The organism is Salinivibrio sp. ML290, from assembly GCF_001995695.1.
Lineage (GTDB): Bacteria > Pseudomonadota > Gammaproteobacteria > Enterobacterales > Vibrionaceae > Salinivibrio > Salinivibrio siamensis.
On record NZ_MUEY01000012.1, the window covers coordinates 24657 to 40737 of the forward strand.

15 protein-coding genes are annotated in these 16081 nt (G+C 50.9%); 6 read left to right on the plus strand and 9 right to left on the minus strand.

The window, feature by feature from the left end; genetic code table 11:
* Nucleotides 1-15: 15 nt before the first annotated feature.
* Nucleotides 16-417: a diacylglycerol kinase gene (locus BZG23_RS11575; protein WP_077579477.1), complete on the minus strand. Its 402-nt coding sequence runs from the start codon at nucleotides 415-417 to the stop codon at nucleotides 16-18.
* A gap of 96 nt (nucleotides 418-513) precedes the next feature.
* Here BZG23_RS11575 and BZG23_RS11580 point away from each other — a divergent pair, with 96 nt between their 5' ends.
* Nucleotides 514-1557: a glycosyltransferase family 9 protein gene (locus BZG23_RS11580; protein WP_077607032.1), complete on the plus strand. Its 1044-nt coding sequence runs from the start codon at nucleotides 514-516 to the stop codon at nucleotides 1555-1557.
* 39 nt (nucleotides 1558-1596) lie between these two features.
* Here BZG23_RS11580 and acnA read toward each other — a convergent pair whose 3' ends face one another.
* Nucleotides 1597-4335 (minus strand): aconitate hydratase AcnA, encoded by a 2739-nt coding sequence (gene acnA, locus BZG23_RS11585; protein WP_077607033.1) that lies wholly within the window; start codon nucleotides 4333-4335, stop codon nucleotides 1597-1599.
* A 176-nt stretch (nucleotides 4336-4511) separates the two neighbouring features.
* Entirely contained in the window at nucleotides 4512-5114 is a 603-nt protein-coding gene (locus tag BZG23_RS11590; protein WP_077607034.1) for a DUF6151 family protein, read from the minus strand.
* Between the two features lie 438 nt (nucleotides 5115-5552).
* On the opposite strand from BZG23_RS11590, the gene BZG23_RS11595 reads away from it, so the two are divergent.
* From BZG23_RS11595 to BZG23_RS11605, 3 genes are all read left to right on the plus strand, one after another.
* The gene (locus BZG23_RS11595; RefSeq protein WP_077579481.1) at nucleotides 5553-6188 is read left to right on the plus strand and encodes a 2OG-Fe dioxygenase family protein; all 636 of its coding nucleotides are present in this window, start codon (nucleotides 5553-5555) and stop codon (nucleotides 6186-6188) included.
* Nucleotides 6189-6190: 2 nt separating this feature from the next.
* Nucleotides 6191-7438, plus strand: coding sequence for a cysteine desulfurase-like protein (locus BZG23_RS11600; protein WP_077607035.1), 1248 nt, complete (start codon nucleotides 6191-6193; stop codon nucleotides 7436-7438).
* Between the two features lie 192 nt (nucleotides 7439-7630).
* Nucleotides 7631-8098, plus strand: a complete 468-nt coding sequence (locus BZG23_RS11605) for an ASCH domain-containing protein (RefSeq protein WP_077579483.1) — start codon at nucleotides 7631-7633, stop codon at nucleotides 8096-8098.
* Between the two features lie 54 nt (nucleotides 8099-8152).
* Here the strand turns inward: BZG23_RS11605 and BZG23_RS11610 are convergent, their stop codons facing one another.
* Nucleotides 8153-8437 (minus strand): hypothetical protein, encoded by a 285-nt coding sequence (locus tag BZG23_RS11610; protein WP_046075496.1) that lies wholly within the window; start codon nucleotides 8435-8437, stop codon nucleotides 8153-8155.
* A 154-nt stretch (nucleotides 8438-8591) separates the two neighbouring features.
* Between BZG23_RS11610 and BZG23_RS11615 the strand changes: the two genes are divergently transcribed.
* A complete protein-coding gene (locus BZG23_RS11615; RefSeq protein ID WP_077607036.1) occupies nucleotides 8592-9974 on the plus strand; it encodes a class II fumarate hydratase in 1383 nt (460 codons plus the stop codon).
* A gap of 6 nt (nucleotides 9975-9980) precedes the next feature.
* On the opposite strand, the gene BZG23_RS11620 is transcribed toward BZG23_RS11615, so the two are convergent.
* From BZG23_RS11620 to BZG23_RS11640, 5 genes are all read right to left on the minus strand, one after another.
* Nucleotides 9981-11393, minus strand: a complete 1413-nt coding sequence (locus BZG23_RS11620; RefSeq protein ID WP_077607037.1) for a GGDEF domain-containing protein — start codon at nucleotides 11391-11393, stop codon at nucleotides 9981-9983.
* Between the two features lie 120 nt (nucleotides 11394-11513).
* Nucleotides 11514-11957, minus strand: coding sequence for a peptide-methionine (R)-S-oxide reductase MsrB (gene msrB / locus BZG23_RS11625; protein WP_046075494.1), 444 nt, complete (start codon nucleotides 11955-11957; stop codon nucleotides 11514-11516).
* Between the two features lie 107 nt (nucleotides 11958-12064).
* Nucleotides 12065-13153 carry a succinylglutamate desuccinylase/aspartoacylase family protein gene (locus tag BZG23_RS11630; protein WP_046075493.1) on the minus strand — a complete coding sequence of 363 codons (1089 nt, stop codon included), beginning with the start codon at nucleotides 13151-13153 and terminating at the stop codon, nucleotides 12065-12067.
* On the minus strand, nucleotides 13119-14024 hold the full coding sequence (gene rimK, locus BZG23_RS11635) for a 30S ribosomal protein S6--L-glutamate ligase (RefSeq protein ID WP_046075492.1): 906 nt from the start codon (nucleotides 14022-14024) through the stop codon (nucleotides 13119-13121). Before rimK ends, BZG23_RS11630 begins: the two co-directional genes overlap by 35 nt.
* A gap of 14 nt (nucleotides 14025-14038) precedes the next feature.
* Entirely contained in the window at nucleotides 14039-14479 is a 441-nt protein-coding gene (locus BZG23_RS11640; protein WP_046075491.1) for an ATP-dependent zinc protease family protein, read from the minus strand.
* A 218-nt stretch (nucleotides 14480-14697) separates the two neighbouring features.
* Here BZG23_RS11640 and BZG23_RS11645 point away from each other — a divergent pair, with 218 nt between their 5' ends.
* Complete coding sequence (locus BZG23_RS11645; RefSeq protein WP_046075490.1) at nucleotides 14698-16038, plus strand: magnesium transporter; 1341 nt, start codon at nucleotides 14698-14700, stop codon at nucleotides 16036-16038.
* Nucleotides 16039-16081 lie beyond the last annotated feature (43 nt).

Sequence of the window (16081 nt, forward strand, 5' to 3'; positions counted from 1 at the left end):
GTATGACGACATGTGTCATTGAATAAGTGGGGCGCCAAAGTGATGCCATAAGGTGGTAATCCAGACCACACCCGCTAAAAGCAAACTGACAAACACCGCCGCAGAGCCGATGTCCTTTGCTCTGCCGCTGAGCTCATGACGCTCTTCACCCACTCTGTCGACCACGGCTTCAATGGCGGAGTTAAGCAGCTCGACAATGATGACTAACACAATGACACTGAACATTATCAGAGAATCAGTCAACGGTAATTGCAGCCAAAGTAATACGGCTAACGCCGTTGCCAATAATACAACTTCTTGACGGATCGCCGCTTCATGGTGATATGCCGCTTTTAATCCAGCCCAAGAATAGCCAGTGGCTTTAATGATACGTATCAGCCCTCGCGGCTTTTCTGAGGGGGATGTATTAGCGCCCATAAATACATTCTCGTAACAATTTGATCGATAGGGTGGCATTTTACATTTAACCGAGCCAACTGCATAATCGGCGCGATAACTTAATTGGAATTTGTTATGCCTCTGTTTACTGACGCCCCACGCTCCCTGTGTTTTTTGCGCCTATCTGCGATTGGCGATGTCTGTCACGCGGTCGCGGCGATCCAAGCCGTGCAGCGTCATTGGCCGCAGACGCAGATCACTTGGGTGGTTGGTAAAGTCGAAGCCCAGCTTTTGGCCGGGCTGGAAGGGGTGGAGCTGGTGGTGTTTGATAAAAAAGCAGGCTTGGCAGGCATGCGTCACGTCTGGCGGCAGCTGAAAGGACGCCGGTTTGATGCGTTAGTGCATATGCAGCTTGCTTTGCGTGCCAGTTTATTGACTATGGGGATCGCTGCGCGCCATCGTGTGGGGTTTCATCGCCACCGAGCGAAAGAGGGACAGTGGCTGTTTACCAATAAACGGATCCTCGATACCCAATCTTGCCATGTGTTAGATAGCTTTTTCGCCTTCACTCAATATTTGGGCGTGCCGGTTACGCCGCCGCAGTGGAATTTGCCACTTTCTGAGGATGACCACGCGTTTGCTGAAGCGCAACTGGGTGACAAGCCTACTATCGTGATCAGTCCAGCCGCGAGCAAAGATGAGCGCAACTGGCTACCAGAGCGTTATGCTGAATTTGCCGACTACGCGGTCGGTAAAGGTTATCAGGTGGTACTCTGTGGTTCGCCGGCTGCGCGTGAAAAAACGCTGGCTGCGCGTATTATTGCCGCTGCTAACGTGCCACTGGCTAACTTGGTGGGACAAACAAGTCTCAAGCAATTGGCCGCGGTGCTCGCACGCGCCGATGCGGTGCTTGCCCCCGACTCTGGCCCCGCGCACATGGCGACCACCCAAGGCACGCCTGTCTTAGGCCTTTATGGCCATAGCAACCCGAAGCGAACCGGCCCTTATAACAATCTCGCGGATGTGGTCAGTGTTTATGAAACCTTTGCTGAACAGCAACATGGCAAGCCCGTTGAGCAATTGGCATGGAGCACGCGGGTGAAAGGCGATCACGTGATGGCCTCCATTGGCACTCAGCTGGTGATCGACGCCTTTGAAACCATGATGGCGAAGCAATAAAAAAGGCCCCGTGGGGCCTTTGTGGTAGCGATGCTAGTACTAGCTGGCGAGTTGGCGCAGCACATAGTGGAGAATGCCGCCGTGGCGGTAGTAATCCCACTCGACCGCGGTGTCGATGCGGACGTTGACGTCAAACTCAATGGTTTTATCATCCCGAACCGCACGTACCTTGAGGGTAGAGGGTTCGCCGCTGATCTCCTCAAAATCGAACGTTTCCGTGCCATCCAACTCGAGTGACTCGACGGAATCGCCGCCTTTAAATTGCAACGGCAACACACCAAAGCCCACTAAGTTAGAGCGGTGAATACGTTCAAAGCTTTCAGCAATGACTGCTTTAATCCCCAGCAGGTTAGTGCCTTTGGCTGCCCAGTCACGGCTCGACCCTGTCCCGTACTCTTTGCCGGCCAAGACCACCAATGGGGTGCCATCTTGTTGATAGCGTTGGGCCGCCTCATAGATGCTCATTTGCTCATTGGTGGGTAGATAGGTCGTCATGCCGCCCTCGGTGCCTGGTGCCATATGGTTTTTTAAACGCACGTTGGCAAAGGTGCCGCGCACCATGACTTCGTGGTTACCACGGCGGGAGCCATAGCTGTTGAAATCTTTCGGCTCAACCCCTTTGGATTTCAAATACTCGCCCGCTGGACTATCCGGTTTAATCGCCCCTGCAGGTGAGATATGGTCAGTCGTAATAGAGTCGCCCACTTTCACCACACAGCGTGCGCCCTTGATGGGTTTCATCTCGGGGAGCGCCATGGTCATGCCATCAAAGTACGTTGGTTTTTTAACGTAGGTGGAGTCAGGCCATGAGTAAATCTCATCTTCAGGGACTGGCAGTTTCCGCCAAGCGTCTGTACCGGCAAATACATCCGCATATTTGTCTTGGTACAGCCCCTCCGTCATCGCTGATTGGATGGTTTGCGCGACTTCCTGTGGCGTTGGCCAGATGTCTCTGAGGTAGACCGGCTTGCCGCTTTCATCTTGTCCTAATGGCTCCTTAAGGACATCCACATTCATATTACCTGCCAGTGCATAGGCAACCACTAATGGGGGCGATGCCAAATAGTTGGCTTTCACATCTTGGTGAATACGGCCTTCAAAGTTGCGGTTACCGGAGAGCACGCTGGTCGCGAGCAGGTCAGCAGAGCGAATGGCTTCTGTGATCGGCTCTGGTAATGGCCCAGAGTTACCAATACAGGTGGTACAGCCAAAGCCGACGATGTTAAAGCCAAGTTCGGCAAGTGGCTCAAGTAGGCCAACATTTTCTAGATACGCAGGCACTACCTGTGATCCAGGTGCGAGAGACGTTTTCACCCAAGGCTTCGTTTTTAAGCCTCGCTCGCGTGCTTTTTGTGCCACTAGCCCAGCGGCGACAAGCACGGCCGGGTTCGACGTGTTGGTGCAGGAGGTGATCGCGGCGATCACAACGGCACCGTGCTCAAGCGTAAATCGCTCACCTTTGTAGTCGACTTCTACTTTCCCTTGCTCACGAAGACTGGGGTTATCGACTGCGGTTTGACCCCCTTCACTGGCAAAGCTTGCAATCACATTATTAGACGCCGCTTGTTCTTTTTCCAACAGCTGATCGAATTGGGTTTTGGCATCGGTTAATGCAATTCTATCCTGTGGACGTTTGGGACCCGCCAGGCTTGGTACCACATCACCCAGATCGAGATGGAGCGTGTCACTATAATCAGCAACGGGTGCATCGTCATCACGCCACAAGCCTTGTGCTTTAGCGTAGGTTTCGACCAGCGTGATTTGCTCATCGGTGCGTCCTGTCAGGCGCATGTAGCTAAGCGTTTCTTCATCAATCGGGAAGATGCCACAGGTTGCACCATACTCTGGCGCCATATTGGCAATGGTTGCGCGGTCAGCCAGCGGCAATTTAGCGAGGCCCGGGCCATAAAACTCAACAAATTTACCCACCACACCGCGCTCACGTAGCATTTGGGTGACGGTGAGTACCAAATCAGTCGCAGTGGCAGACGCAGGCAGCTCACCTTTAAGCTCAAAACCGACCACTTCTGGAATTAGCATAGTAATAGGCTGGCCGAGCATCGCCGCTTCCGCTTCGATACCGCCTACCCCCCAACCCAGCACACCCAAGCCGTTAATCATGGTGGTGTGCGAGTCAGTGCCCACGAGCGTGTCTGGCATGGCTAACTTGTTGTCGCCGTGCTCTTCCACCAATACACCGGGTGCTAAATACTCAAGGTTCACTTGGTGTACGATCCCAGTGCCAGGTGGTACGACGCGGAAATTGGAGAAGGCTTGTTGACCCCAGCGCAAAAATTGGTAACGCTCGCTGTTGCGCTCGAACTCAATCTCAGTGTTTTTCTGCAAGGAATCAGGGTTGCCATAATCATCCACCATCACTGAGTGGTCGATGACAAGATCAACCGCACCAAGCGGGTTGATTTTAGCTGGGTCACCTTTAAGCTCTCGCATCGCGGCACGCATGGCTGCTAGATCCACCACGGCAGGTACACCAGTGAAGTCTTGAAGTACGACGCGAGCGGGGGTGAAGTTCACCTGATCTTGTCCTGCTTTATCAGCTTGCCACTGGCAAAGTGTGCGAATGTCATCGGCAGAAACATTCTTACCATCTTCTTTGCGTAGTAAGTTTTCTAGCAGGACTTTTAGGCAGTAAGGTAATCGATGAATGTTGAACGTCTCAGACAGTGCGTCCAATCGGTAGTAGTCGTAGGTTTCACCATTGACGTGTAGGGTTCGTCGGGTATTGAAACTATCTGGATGTTGAGATGGGTTGCTCACGGATGCCTCCCCTTGTCCGTTATTGTGAATAAGAGAGGCGACCTTACCTCGAAGGCCGTCGCCTCGCTCGGGGGATTGCTTGATTTTACCGCACTATTGTAAATGGGGTTTTGATGAAGTTAAAGCATCGTTATCACGGTATTTCCAATCACTTCCATCGGCTGTACCTTACTGCGTCAGGGTAGGGACTGTCTTCCTCTCGGTGATGGTGTTGATTGCCCGACATGATGGACAAGCCCTCGCGGACGTCCTTCATGGTCAAAAAAGACATTGGGGCGATGTTTGCCTAGTAGTCGTGCCCACAAGCCCTTTACGGCAGTGATAACCATCAGGCGCAATGGAAATCGTGCGTGAACCTTGTTTGCTGTAGGCGTTGAGCGAGCATCTTGGCCTTGCACATACCAGCGAACCGGGCCGATCTCTTCTTCATTATCTCCTTCAATGTGATAGCAAGCACTCACCACGCCAACAAAAGGAATATCGGCATTAATCGTATTGGCGATAGGCGTTTGGCAACAACGAGTATACCAGCGGTATAGGCCTCGCTCGCCCAACCTTAAACAGGTTAATTGATCTCGGCCGCGATAAATACGGAGCTGCGCTGGCGTGATTTGTAGCACTTCTGTGCCGCCGCCTGGCTCGAGTTCGGTGTGGTAGCCCAGTGTTTGCGCATAGGTCTGACAATCACTGCAAAAGCACACACAGCGTTGGCTTTGTTGTGCGTCAATGATCTCTCCTGTCATCTGCCCACATGAACACTGAATGGCAAGACGTGCCATATTATTTCCCCCAAGCTGCAGAGCGTGTCTTAACAGTATAGCGCGAATTGTGAGTTCAGACGGTTGCGATAAACGGATAGACACAGCCATAAACGGGCGGAACCTTATCTATAACATCCTGTTTTATCACTCATGGCAACTTTTCGTGACAGAAAAGCGGCGAGATAGTGATTTAAAATGTTGCTAATGGTTTTGATGTTGGTGATTAATGCTGATGTTTAATAATTGTTAACTTTCGGGTTGGAGGTTTTCAATAGCTTAAGGGTTATCAATAGCGGATAATTCTAATTGATATTTTTTTGGTCGACAAATCTAGGGTTGAAGCTGGAAATAACAGGGTATTTAGTTAAATATAACATGTAACGCATTTGTTAATCTTGTATCTGGCAACGGCCCTGGCATCAATGCGTGCGTCGGTACAGATAAAAGGAGAAAGCCATGAATACGTCTTCACTACTCATGCAGCTCAATCAACTGGACGATAATCACATCAAGCAGCTTCAACCCTCGTTTGGTAATCTTCCAGGCACTTCACATGCTGATGGCGGCTATCGACTTCGCCGTTACTCGGTGGTTCATGTTTTCAATGGGGGCGTCGAAAAACTACCACCGCGACCGTTTATGCAAACCTCGGACATTAACGAGTTCCAAGGTGACGTAGCGAGAACATTTGAAGATATTGAATCAGAAACCGTGCAAAAGCCCGGCTTTCATGCCATGTGTCGCACGTTCCGCGATGTGTATCAATTAAGTGACGATAACGATATTGAAATCCACCAAATTCGTATTCAGGCGGATAACCAGTCGGTGCAAGTCGCCCCAGAAGGTGTTCACCAAGACGGCTTTGATCATATCGCCATTGTCAGCATTGGCCGCGATAATATTGAGGGCGGTGACTTTCAGGTATTTAGTCATAAAACCAGCGCACCGCTGTTTAGCCTGCCGCTGGAACCGGGACAAATGGCGGCACTTGATGACCGTACACTATGGCATTACGCTGAGCCGATTACGCCCGTGGATAACCAGAAACCGGGCACGATGGATGTATTTGTACTCACAGCAACAAGGAAGTAATGATGACACCGGCAGGTTTTTCACCCCATGCTGTTAGGGGCCACTTTCCCGCACTCGCGCAAATCATTGAAGGCAGACCCGTCGCATTTTTCGATGGGCCTGGGGGCGCGCAAGTGCCCCGCGCGGTGCTTGACGCTATGGTGGATTATTTAGGGCACTACAATGCCAATCTGGGCGGCCAGTTTTTCTCTGGTCGTTATACCACCGAGCTTATGCAGCGCGCACGTGATGTGGCAGCCACCTTTGTGAATGCCGCATCGTCAGAAAGCATGGTATTCGGTCCGAATATGACCACCTTGACCTTCTCTTTGAGTCGGGCGATCAGTCGCGACTGGCAGGCGGGAGATGAAGTGATTGTTTCGGCACTCGATCACTATTCAAATGTATCTAGCTGGCAACAAGCGGCGCACGACAAAGGCGCGATCGTGAAACAGGTACGTGTTGATGAGTCGACGTATTCTATCGATATGACCCACCTTGCCAGCCTAGTAACCGACAAAACTAAGTTGATTGCGGTGACACTCGCCTCTAACACCACAGGCAGTCTGGTGGATGTGGAAAAAGTGGTAGAGATGGCGAAACAAGTGGGCGCCAAAGTGTATGTGGATGCGGTGCATTATGCGCCCCATCACTTAGTGGATGTGCAAGCACTCGGGTGCGATTTCCTTGCCTGTTCGGCGTATAAGTTTTTTGGACCCCATGTTGGGTTTGTCTATGTCGCGCCTGAGTGGGTACAGACGTTAAAACCGTATAAAGTGGAACCTGCGACTAATCAAGGCCCCGGCCGATTTGAAACAGGCACCCAAAGCTTTGAGGCCATCGCGGGGTTTATCGCCGCAGTCGAGTATCTCGCACAATGGGGTGATCCCACGTCGTCACTACGAGAAAGGCTAGCGACAAGTTATGCGCAGTACCAAGCGCATGAGCAAGCACTGTCAGCACATTTTATCCAGTTGATGCGCGCTTACCCTAAAGTACGTATTTATGGTGTTACCGACGATAGTCAGCTCGATAAACGGACTCCAACGTTTGCGATCCGCATAGAGGGAGCAGAACCTGCTGAGGTTGCTCAAGCACTTGGCGAGCAAAATTTGTGTGTCTGGAATGGACACTTCTATGCCCAAGGCTTGTGTGAGCAGCTTGATATCTTAGATAAAGGCGGTGTGATCCGCATCGGTATGATGCATTACAACACAATTGATGAAATTGACAGATTACATCAGGCCTTATTGCCATTTATTAACGATTAAACGTCTCTTCTATTCTGAGCGGCCATCCTGGCCGCTTCTTTATATTGGTTGGTTAGTGTCAGCGACCTTTATTTCGTTGTAAGAAAAATGTGAAACGTTAGCTGGCGCATAGGCGAAAACGAAACAGAGCGTTAAGATAACCGTCGTTTAACTGCCCAAGAAACCATTCAAAAAGAAAACAAGGCGAGAGAGATGACTGAAGAACAATACGCCTTTTGGCACCAGTACCTTGCGACCCTGCCAACTCACCAGCGGCCAAGTGACGATATGGTGGTAGTCGATACGTTAAGCCACCATACCGTCAGAGCCAATGAAGTCGCGACCTTGGTGAGTTTGAATAAAAAGAAAGCGCACTGCCGGTTGCGTAGTTCTTTGGAAGAGAAAAATGCGGTGATCCCGCAAAAAGGACATTATAAGATTGTCCTTAATGGTCACCAGCGACCCGTTTGCATCGTCAAAACCACACAGGTGAGCTATTGCCCGTTTAACCAAGTCAGCGCTGAATTTGCCGCACGAGAAGGCGAGGGAGATGGTTCGTACCAATGTTGGCACGAAGCGCATTGGGGTTACTTTTCCCAGTACGCTAAAACACACGGCCTGCATTTTGATGAGCAATCGGATGTGGTGCTTGAAGAGTTTGAAAAGGTCTACCCGCTCTAAATATAAAAGCCGCGCCCAGCGGCTTTTTCGATAACGGCCATCAGATCGATAGGTTTACTCACCGATATCCAAATTAATCTCATCGGCCCATGGCATATCTGGCAGGGTGTCTAAGTTGGCTTCATAGCGGGACAGGGTAAATTGCCCGTTGTGATGGCTAACATCATAGATCTCAACCATTAACGCACAGGCAATGTACTCGATAGCTTCGTCGCGTGAATAGCCGGTCATACGCAGGCGCATCAAGGTTTCTGCTACCTTTTTAGGGTCTTGGTCGGCGATCTGGTTCTCAACCACTTCAATCAAGTTAGCGATACTGGTACTGGTTTCATCTTGCATATTATTACTCATTGATTGTGACGCGGGCACCATACTAGGCCATAGCAGATGTTCAAGCACGGGGTTTTTCAATCCGTCGCATCAGCGCGTTTCATTTATCAGGCGTAATATGTTAATGATAACCATTATCGTAACGTGAAAGGAAGGTATCAAAATGACAAAAACACGTATTGAAAAAGACAGTATGGGCGATGTCGAGGTGCCTGAGCAGGCGCTGTATCAGGCTCAAACACAGCGTGCGGTGAATAATTTTGCAATCAGTGATCAGACGATGCCGGCGGACTTTATTCGTGCGCTGGCGATGGTGAAGCATGGCGCGGCACAGGCAAATGAGTCGCTAGGGTTGTTAGATAGTAAGATTGCCGGTGCCATATGTGAGAGCGCAAAAGAAATCATGGCGGGGAATCACATTGAACAGTTTCCTGTTGATGTTTTTCAAACGGGCTCTGGTACCAGTTCTAATATGAACATGAACGAGGTGCTGGCTACCTTAGCCTCCGAGAAATCCGGTGAGACGGTCAGTCCTAACGATCATGTCAATATGAGCCAAAGCAGCAATGACGCGGTACCAACGGCCATTCAGATCAGTACCACATTAGGCTGTGAGCAAAAGCTGCTACCTGCACTCGCGCATCTGCGTGATGCGTTACAGGAAAAGAAACAGTCAGTTGGCCACATCGTGAAAACGGGTCGTACCCATTTGATGGATGCCATGCCTGTTACTATCGGCCAAGAGCTAGAGGCTTGGTCTCAGCAGATCGAGCACGCGATGGTACAAATTACCCAAAGCCTGTCATCGGTACGCGCACTGGCTCAGGGTGGCACCGCGGTGGGAACCGGGATCAATGCTCATCCATTGTTTGCCGAGCGTTTTGCCGAAGCGGTAGCCGTGCTTAGCAAGACGGGTTTTACTGCCAGTGAGAACCCATTCTTTGCCATTGGTAGCCAAGATGCGTTGGTTGCGCTTCACGGCCAGCTAAAAACGACCGCCGTGGCAACCATGAAGCTAAGTAATGACTTGCGCTGGATGAACTCCGGTCCACTCGCAGGGCTCGGTGAGATCGAGCTGGAAGGGTTGCAGCCAGGCTCGTCAATTATGCCAGGCAAGGTCAACCCAGTGATCCCTGAGTCGGCGGCGATGGTATCAGCTCAGGTGATGGGCAATGACACCACAGTGACGGTGGCAGGTCAGTCAGGGAATTTTGAGCTTAACGTGATGTTACCAGTGATTGCCGCGAACGTGTTGCAAAGCATCAACTTGCTCGCTGGCGCAAGCCGACTGCTTGCTGATAAAGCGATTCGCAGCTTTAACGTGAGAGAAGATAACCTGCAAGCCGCGCTGTCTCGTAACCCTATCTTAGTGACCGCACTTAACCCCGTTGTGGGATACCTGAAAGCGGCAGAGATTGCCAAGAAAGCATACCAACAAGGCCGCCCCATTCTCGATGTCGCCGAAGAAGAGACCGAGCTGGGTCGAGAGAAGCTCTCGCAGCTGCTTGATCCAACCAAGTTGACAAAGGGCGGCATTGCGGAATAGCGCGGCTCACTCCGCCGTGTTGGGCGCTACCACCACACGATTGCGTCCCAAGCTTTTGGCGGTATAGAGGTGATCATCGGCACGGTCAAATACTTGCTCAGGGTGGCTATCGCTTGGACGGCTTTCGGATAAGCCACAGCTGACCGTGTAGGTGAGCAACTGATTGTCAAACCGTGAGGTATTCGCCGCAATACGTTGGCGAATACGCTCGGCCACATAGTAGGCATCGTGACTGTCAGTATTGCGAAAGATAATCACAAATTCTTCTCCACCATATCGAGCCACCAAATCGGTTTGGCGAACGGCGCGTGTGATCTCAGCAGCAACATCTTGCAAGACGCGATCGCCGGCGGAGTGGCCATATGTGTCGTTAAATTGTTTGAAGTTATCGACATCAATGACCGCGACCGTGTAGGTGTACTGCGTTCGCCGAGCGCGCTCGTATTCAATCGCTAATTCAGGCAATAGGCCGTAGCGATTAACGGTGCCCGTCAGTGGATCTAGGCTGGCTTTTCGTTGCCAGCTGTCTCGTGCTGCCACGGCATTTTTATACTCCATCACTTGGATGGAAATACTAATGCTGGCCAGTACGGTGGTAAAGATAAAAATAAGCAGTGCTAACACGCCGTCATAGAGGTTAGGGATCGCGAATGCGCCCATATCGAATGGTACCATTAAGATAGACACGATGATTAAGCCACAAAGACCAATCAGAAGCGTACGCCAATGGCCGGAGAACGCGATATAAATCAGCAACGCAAGCTCGATGTAGATTGCGCCTGGAAACACAGAAAAACTGATGAGTGTGAGTGCCATAATGGCAGTGACGTAGCCCACGTTTTGCCAACTGAGTTTTGACCAGTCGATCCCCAGCCTTTGCCAAGCGGTGTACAAGCTGACCCAAAGCAGTGTTGATGTGGTGTAAGTCATCATAAATTCAATGGTCAAGAATTGTAGTCGTCCGTGAACTAACTGATCATCGATATAAAGCGGGATGGCGACAATGGCCATCATTACTATTGCGGGGAATAGGCATCCAACGAGAACAAACCGAAAAAGGGCCCGCACTGTATCCAGGCAATGTGGATAATATTTTTGCCATAGCCATGCGGAGAGCGCTGAGGCGAGCGTTAAAAATGTACCAAAAAAAATGCCTGTCGCGAGATGGAGCGACTCGATGCGGGCGATGGCGGCTAGACCGTGGCCAAGAGAGCCGGCAAGGATAAGCGGGAGTATCATCCCCATTCCTAGATGCCGGAATAATACCACCGCAAGGCCACTGGAGATATTGAGCAAGGTGACCGTGTGGACATCGAGTATCGCGGATAAATAGCGCATATCCAGCCAGACGATTGCCCCGTAAATGAAGCTCCACAACAAAATGTGGCGAGCGGAAGGTAGAGAGATCCCCAGTAGCATGTCACCTCTGCGTCGTGCGATGCAATAGGATATAAACGTGATTGATAGCGGCAGTACGGTTAATGAATAGTATAGCAGAGCCGAGGTAGAGCTCTGCGTTTTCAGCGGGACAGGTACTTTTTAATCGAGCTTTTTCAACGCGACGGCATTCATACAAAAGCGTAAACCAGATGGTGGGGGACCATCAGGAAATACATGGCCAAGATGCGCGTCACAGGTCGCACAGGTGGTTTCAATCCGTGTCATCCCGTGACTGCCATCTTTGTGATAAGCGATAGCATTATCTTGCGCCGGTTGCGTAAACGAGGGCCAGCCTGTACCTGAATCAAACTTTTCATGCGCATCAAACAGCAAGGTGCCGCAGCATGTGCACCCATAACGCCCTGGCTCAAAGAGCGTACACATGCCTGAGCTGAACGCGCGCTCTGTGCCTTTTTGCCGGGTAACACGAAAGGCTTCTTCACTGAGTTGTGTTTGCCACTCTTGGTCTGTTTTCTCAACCCGCGACGGCGGCGCGAGATTACCGCTTTCACTTCGAGCGACGATGTCTTGCCATGTCAGCATGATGTCGTTCCTCTTATTGAACGGGCGGCTGCCCGTGCTACAAAACGCGTAGTGTTATGAATCTTATTGCTCGATGCAAGTAGTACGGTTTGTTTCTCGTGACTCGATCATGTTGATAGCGTACCAATTCCCCACTTTAACTCATCATCTTGGTCGTCTTTGACTTGGTCTCGATAACCCTCCAAGTGTTGTTCAATCAAATCGTCAGACTGTGAGAAAAAAGCAATATGAAAGATAGCGTCACCTTCATTGACCACGGGCAGTGTTTGCTGCCCGATGAGGATACCGCTCTGAGGCGCGATCACTTCTACCTCTTGGCTGCCTGCTGGATCAGAAATGATACCGATTACTTGTTGCTTGGAGACCATTTCACCCAGTGCAATGTGGCTGCGGAATATGCCATCGGCATCGGCGCGCACCCATCGGGTTGCTCTGGCTGTGACGGGTTTGTAAGGTAATTTCCGCCGCGACTGACGCAGCATACCCAAGTGGCGCATTACGCGTATCACTCCCCTGACCCCTGCGTTAATTGCGTAAGGCTCAAAGCGTAGGGCTTCACCGGCCTCATAGGTGATCACCGGAATGCCAATTGCCTCTGCCTCTGCGCGTAAGGAGCCGCCCCTTAAGGCGGCGTCGACAACCACAGGGGCGGAAAATGCGGTCGCCATCGCCCCCGCTTCTGGGTTATCTAAATTGGCGCGGATTTGCGGTAGATTGGTGCGGTGGATAGCGGCGGTATGCAAATCGATCACATGGGTGCATTGGCTAATCACTTCATTAAACAGCTGATACGCCATGCGCCCGGCAATTGAGCCACGTTCAGAGCCCGGAAAGGAGCGATTCAAATCACGCCTATCCGGCAGATAGCGAGACTTGTGAATAAAGCCAAATACATTAACAACGGGAATGGCAACGATTGTTCCGCGTAGTTTTTGGGTGTCGGTTCTCGCCATAATTTGGCGAACAATCTCGATACCATTGAGCTCATCGCCATGAATGGCCGCACAGATTAACAGTGTAGGGCCCGATAGTTTGCCGTTAAGAACCTCTATACTCACGTTGAGTGGGGCGTGGGTATAAAGCTTGGCGATTTCCAGCTCTAAGCTAAGGCGATCACCTGGGTTAACGGTCTCGCCCCCGATATCGATAGCATTGTTTCTTTTAGCCCTTACCACGAGTTCGCGTCCTCTTGGCATTAGCAGTCTTTTCGATGTATTCCACCACCATACCCGCGACGTCTTTCCCGGTGGCTTTTTCTATGCCCTCTAACCCCGGTGAGGAGTTGACTTCCATCACCAAAGGGCCGCGCTCGGAGCGCAGTAAATCGACCCCAGCGACATTGAGTCCCATGGCTTTAGCCGCAGCAATTGCGGTTCGACGCTCTGCCGGTGTGATCCGTACCAAGGTTGCGGAACCACCTCGGTGTAAATTGGAGCGAAACTCCCCTGGCTGGGCTTGACGTTTCATCGCGGCGATGACTTTGTCACCAATCACAAAACAGCGAATATCGGCGCCGCTGGACTCTTTAATATATTCTTGCACCAAAATGTCTGCTTTTAGGCCCATAAAGGCTTCTATTACACTCTCAGCCGCTTTTTTGGTTTCGGCGAGGACGACACCAATGCCTTGAGTGCCCTCCAGCAGTTTGACGACCACAGGGGCACTGCCGACCATTTCCAATAGGTCTCCAACATCCCCAGGCTTGCTAGCAAACCCAGTATGTGGCATGCCTATGCCTTTACGTGATAGCAATTGCATCGAGCGCAGCTTATCTCTAGAGCGGGTGATAGCCACGGACTCATTAACGGGAAAAACACCCATCATTTCAAACTGGCGCAGTACGGCACAGCCATAAAAGGTCACCGATGAGCCGATACGAGGGATGATGGCTTCAAACCCTTCTAGCTCTTCGCCAGCAAGATGAATTGACGGTTGTGTGGAGTTGATGCTCATGTAACAGCGCAGCGCGTCAATGATTTTATACTCATGACCACGCTGTTCGCACGCTTCAATCAGACGTCGAGTGGAATAGAGGTTTTTATTCCGGGAAAGGATACCGATTTTCATTGTGGTTAGGACTCCTATTTGCCGAGCAGGAATGAATGCATAGGATCGACAATGACGTTGCCTGTCATCGCGGTACGACCTAACAGCATACGAAAGCGCATGTTATCGCGTGCGGTGAGTGTCATCTCTATGGGATAACACAGTTCACCGGCTTTGAGTGTGGTCTGAATCACATAGCGAAGTTGCTCGTGCCCGCCAGAGTCGCGCACGACACGGCGCGCAAGCACGGGCGCTTCCGCTTGAATAACATGTTCGTCATCACCTTGGTGAGGGTGGATCCAAAAACGAACCCAAGCAGCGCCTCCTTTTTCAAACTCTTCAATTTTGAAGGTATGCAAGCATGAAGTACGCGCGCCCGTGTCAATTTTGGCTTTTATACGCGCAATATCTAGGTCTGGGAGGCTAATCCATTCGCGCCAACCCACACATACTTTTTCCGTTGATTGAACCGGCATTGTTATCATTACTCGTTATTGCTCTGCCTTGCTTTTACCATAGAAGTGATAGCGGTTATTCGTGGTAAGAATCTGAAAAATCAGCGATGATATGTGATAACCATCGCACACTGGAAGCGGCACTATCATGGCATATGGGAGACTGGTTGGGAGGGACGCCCTACCGGGGCGGGTCGCTGGGTTTCTGTGCACATGATGACCGTTGAGAAGGAAATACCATGCAAACGAGTGATAGACAAGAAGTGATTGATGATTTGCTATCAAAAGTCGATCAAGGTGCGCCCGAAACGATACAAGAGATAGAGCAAGCACACGGTGTTGATAGCCTTGCTTTGTTATTAGAAGCCTTACCTGTTAGCGATCGTGTGGGCTTTTGGGAGCAACTCTCTCCTTCAATACAGCTTCCTGTGTTGGCGGAGATGCGCGATGACGCAGGCGAAGCGGTTATCCGTGCCGTTGATGAGGCACAGCTACATACACTGTTCGCTGATCTCGACGCGGACACCTTGTTGGAACTGCAAGATGTGTTGACCGAACCGCTGTTAGAGGAAGCGCTCGGTCGGATGGACTCGGAGCAAAAGCAACGCTACGCCTCTGCGCAACAATATGCGGATACTCAAGTGGGCCATTGGTGTGATCATCAACCTTTGGTGGTGCCGGCTAAAACCAAGGTAAATGTGGTACTCCGTCTACTTCGACGGGTGATGCCAAAATATTGCGATCATGTCTTCGTGGTCGATAGTCGAGGCATTTGGGTGGGGGCGGTGCCTATTCATAAGTTGTTCGGCGCGGACGGTATTCTCAAAATCAGTGAGCTGGTACGCGAGCAATTTCCCAGCTTAAATGCGCGTGATGATATCTATACCAGTGCCGACAAAGTCGCGAGCAGTGAAGAAATCGCGCTACCCGTATTGGATGATGGTGGCATGTTAATTGGCCGGCTTGACCTTGGTACTGCCTATGAGATGCAAGCGGAACGGGCAGAAGCGCAAATCATGGCCACGGCGGGTTTGGATGAAGATGAAGACTTATTCTCCCCGGTGATGAAAAGTGCGCGTAATCGCGCGTTATGGCTTGGGATTAACCTGATGACGGCTTTTCTGGCCTCTTGGTTTATTGGTTTGTTTGAAGCGACATTGCAACAAGTGGTCGCGCTTGCCGTATTGATGCCCGTGGTCGCCTCAATGGGTGGGATTGCCGGTAGTCAAACGCTGACGCTGATCGTGCGAGGCCTCGCGTTAGGACAAATATCTAAGGCTAACTTAAAGCCCCTTTTGAGTAAGGAATTTAAAGTGGGGCTACTCAATGGCGTGCTTTGGGCGCTTGTGATTGGTGCTATTGCGGGTTATTGGTTTGAAAGCTGGGGACTCGGTGCGGTGATTGGCGCCGCGATTGTCGCCAATATTATCAGTGCTGCACTGGCGGGGATTTTTGTACCTGTGTTATTAGGGAAGCTGAAGATTGATCCGGCTCTGTCAGGCTCAGTGATTTTAACCACGGTGACTGACATCGTCGGTTTTGTCGCTTTCTTAGGCTTAGGAACGTTGTTTTTACTGTAAGTGATTCTTAGGCGTGATGTGTTGTTACTTAGTGGATAGCGCT

Coding starts and splice junctions, on each gene's coding strand:
- BZG23_RS11615 (WP_077607036.1), top strand. CDS start 8,592: ATGACAAAAACACGTATTGAAAAAGACAGTATGGGCGATGTCGAGGTG.
- BZG23_RS11605 (WP_077579483.1), top strand. CDS start 7,631: ATGACTGAAGAACAATACGCCTTTTGGCACCAGTACCTTGCGACCCTG.
- BZG23_RS11640 (WP_046075491.1), bottom strand. CDS start 14,479: ATGCCGGTTCAATCAACGGAAAAAGTATGTGTGGGTTGGCGCGAATGG.
- BZG23_RS11595 (WP_077579481.1), top strand. CDS start 5,553: ATGAATACGTCTTCACTACTCATGCAGCTCAATCAACTGGACGATAAT.
- BZG23_RS11645 (WP_046075490.1), top strand. CDS start 14,698: ATGCAAACGAGTGATAGACAAGAAGTGATTGATGATTTGCTATCAAAA.
- BZG23_RS11580 (WP_077607032.1), top strand. CDS start 514: ATGCCTCTGTTTACTGACGCCCCACGCTCCCTGTGTTTTTTGCGCCTA.
- msrB (WP_046075494.1), bottom strand. CDS start 11,957: ATGCTGACATGGCAAGACATCGTCGCTCGAAGTGAAAGCGGTAATCTC.
- BZG23_RS11630 (WP_046075493.1), bottom strand. CDS start 13,153: ATGCCAAGAGGACGCGAACTCGTGGTAAGGGCTAAAAGAAACAATGCT.
- BZG23_RS11575 (WP_077579477.1), bottom strand. CDS start 417: ATGGGCGCTAATACATCCCCCTCAGAAAAGCCGCGAGGGCTGATACGT.
- BZG23_RS11590 (WP_077607034.1), bottom strand. CDS start 5,114: ATGGCACGTCTTGCCATTCAGTGTTCATGTGGGCAGATGACAGGAGAG.
- BZG23_RS11620 (WP_077607037.1), bottom strand. CDS start 11,393: ATGCTACTGGGGATCTCTCTACCTTCCGCTCGCCACATTTTGTTGTGG.
- BZG23_RS11600 (WP_077607035.1), top strand. CDS start 6,191: ATGACACCGGCAGGTTTTTCACCCCATGCTGTTAGGGGCCACTTTCCC.
- rimK (WP_046075492.1), bottom strand. CDS start 14,024: ATGAAAATCGGTATCCTTTCCCGGAATAAAAACCTCTATTCCACTCGA.
- BZG23_RS11610 (WP_046075496.1), bottom strand. CDS start 8,437: ATGCAAGATGAAACCAGTACCAGTATCGCTAACTTGATTGAAGTGGTT.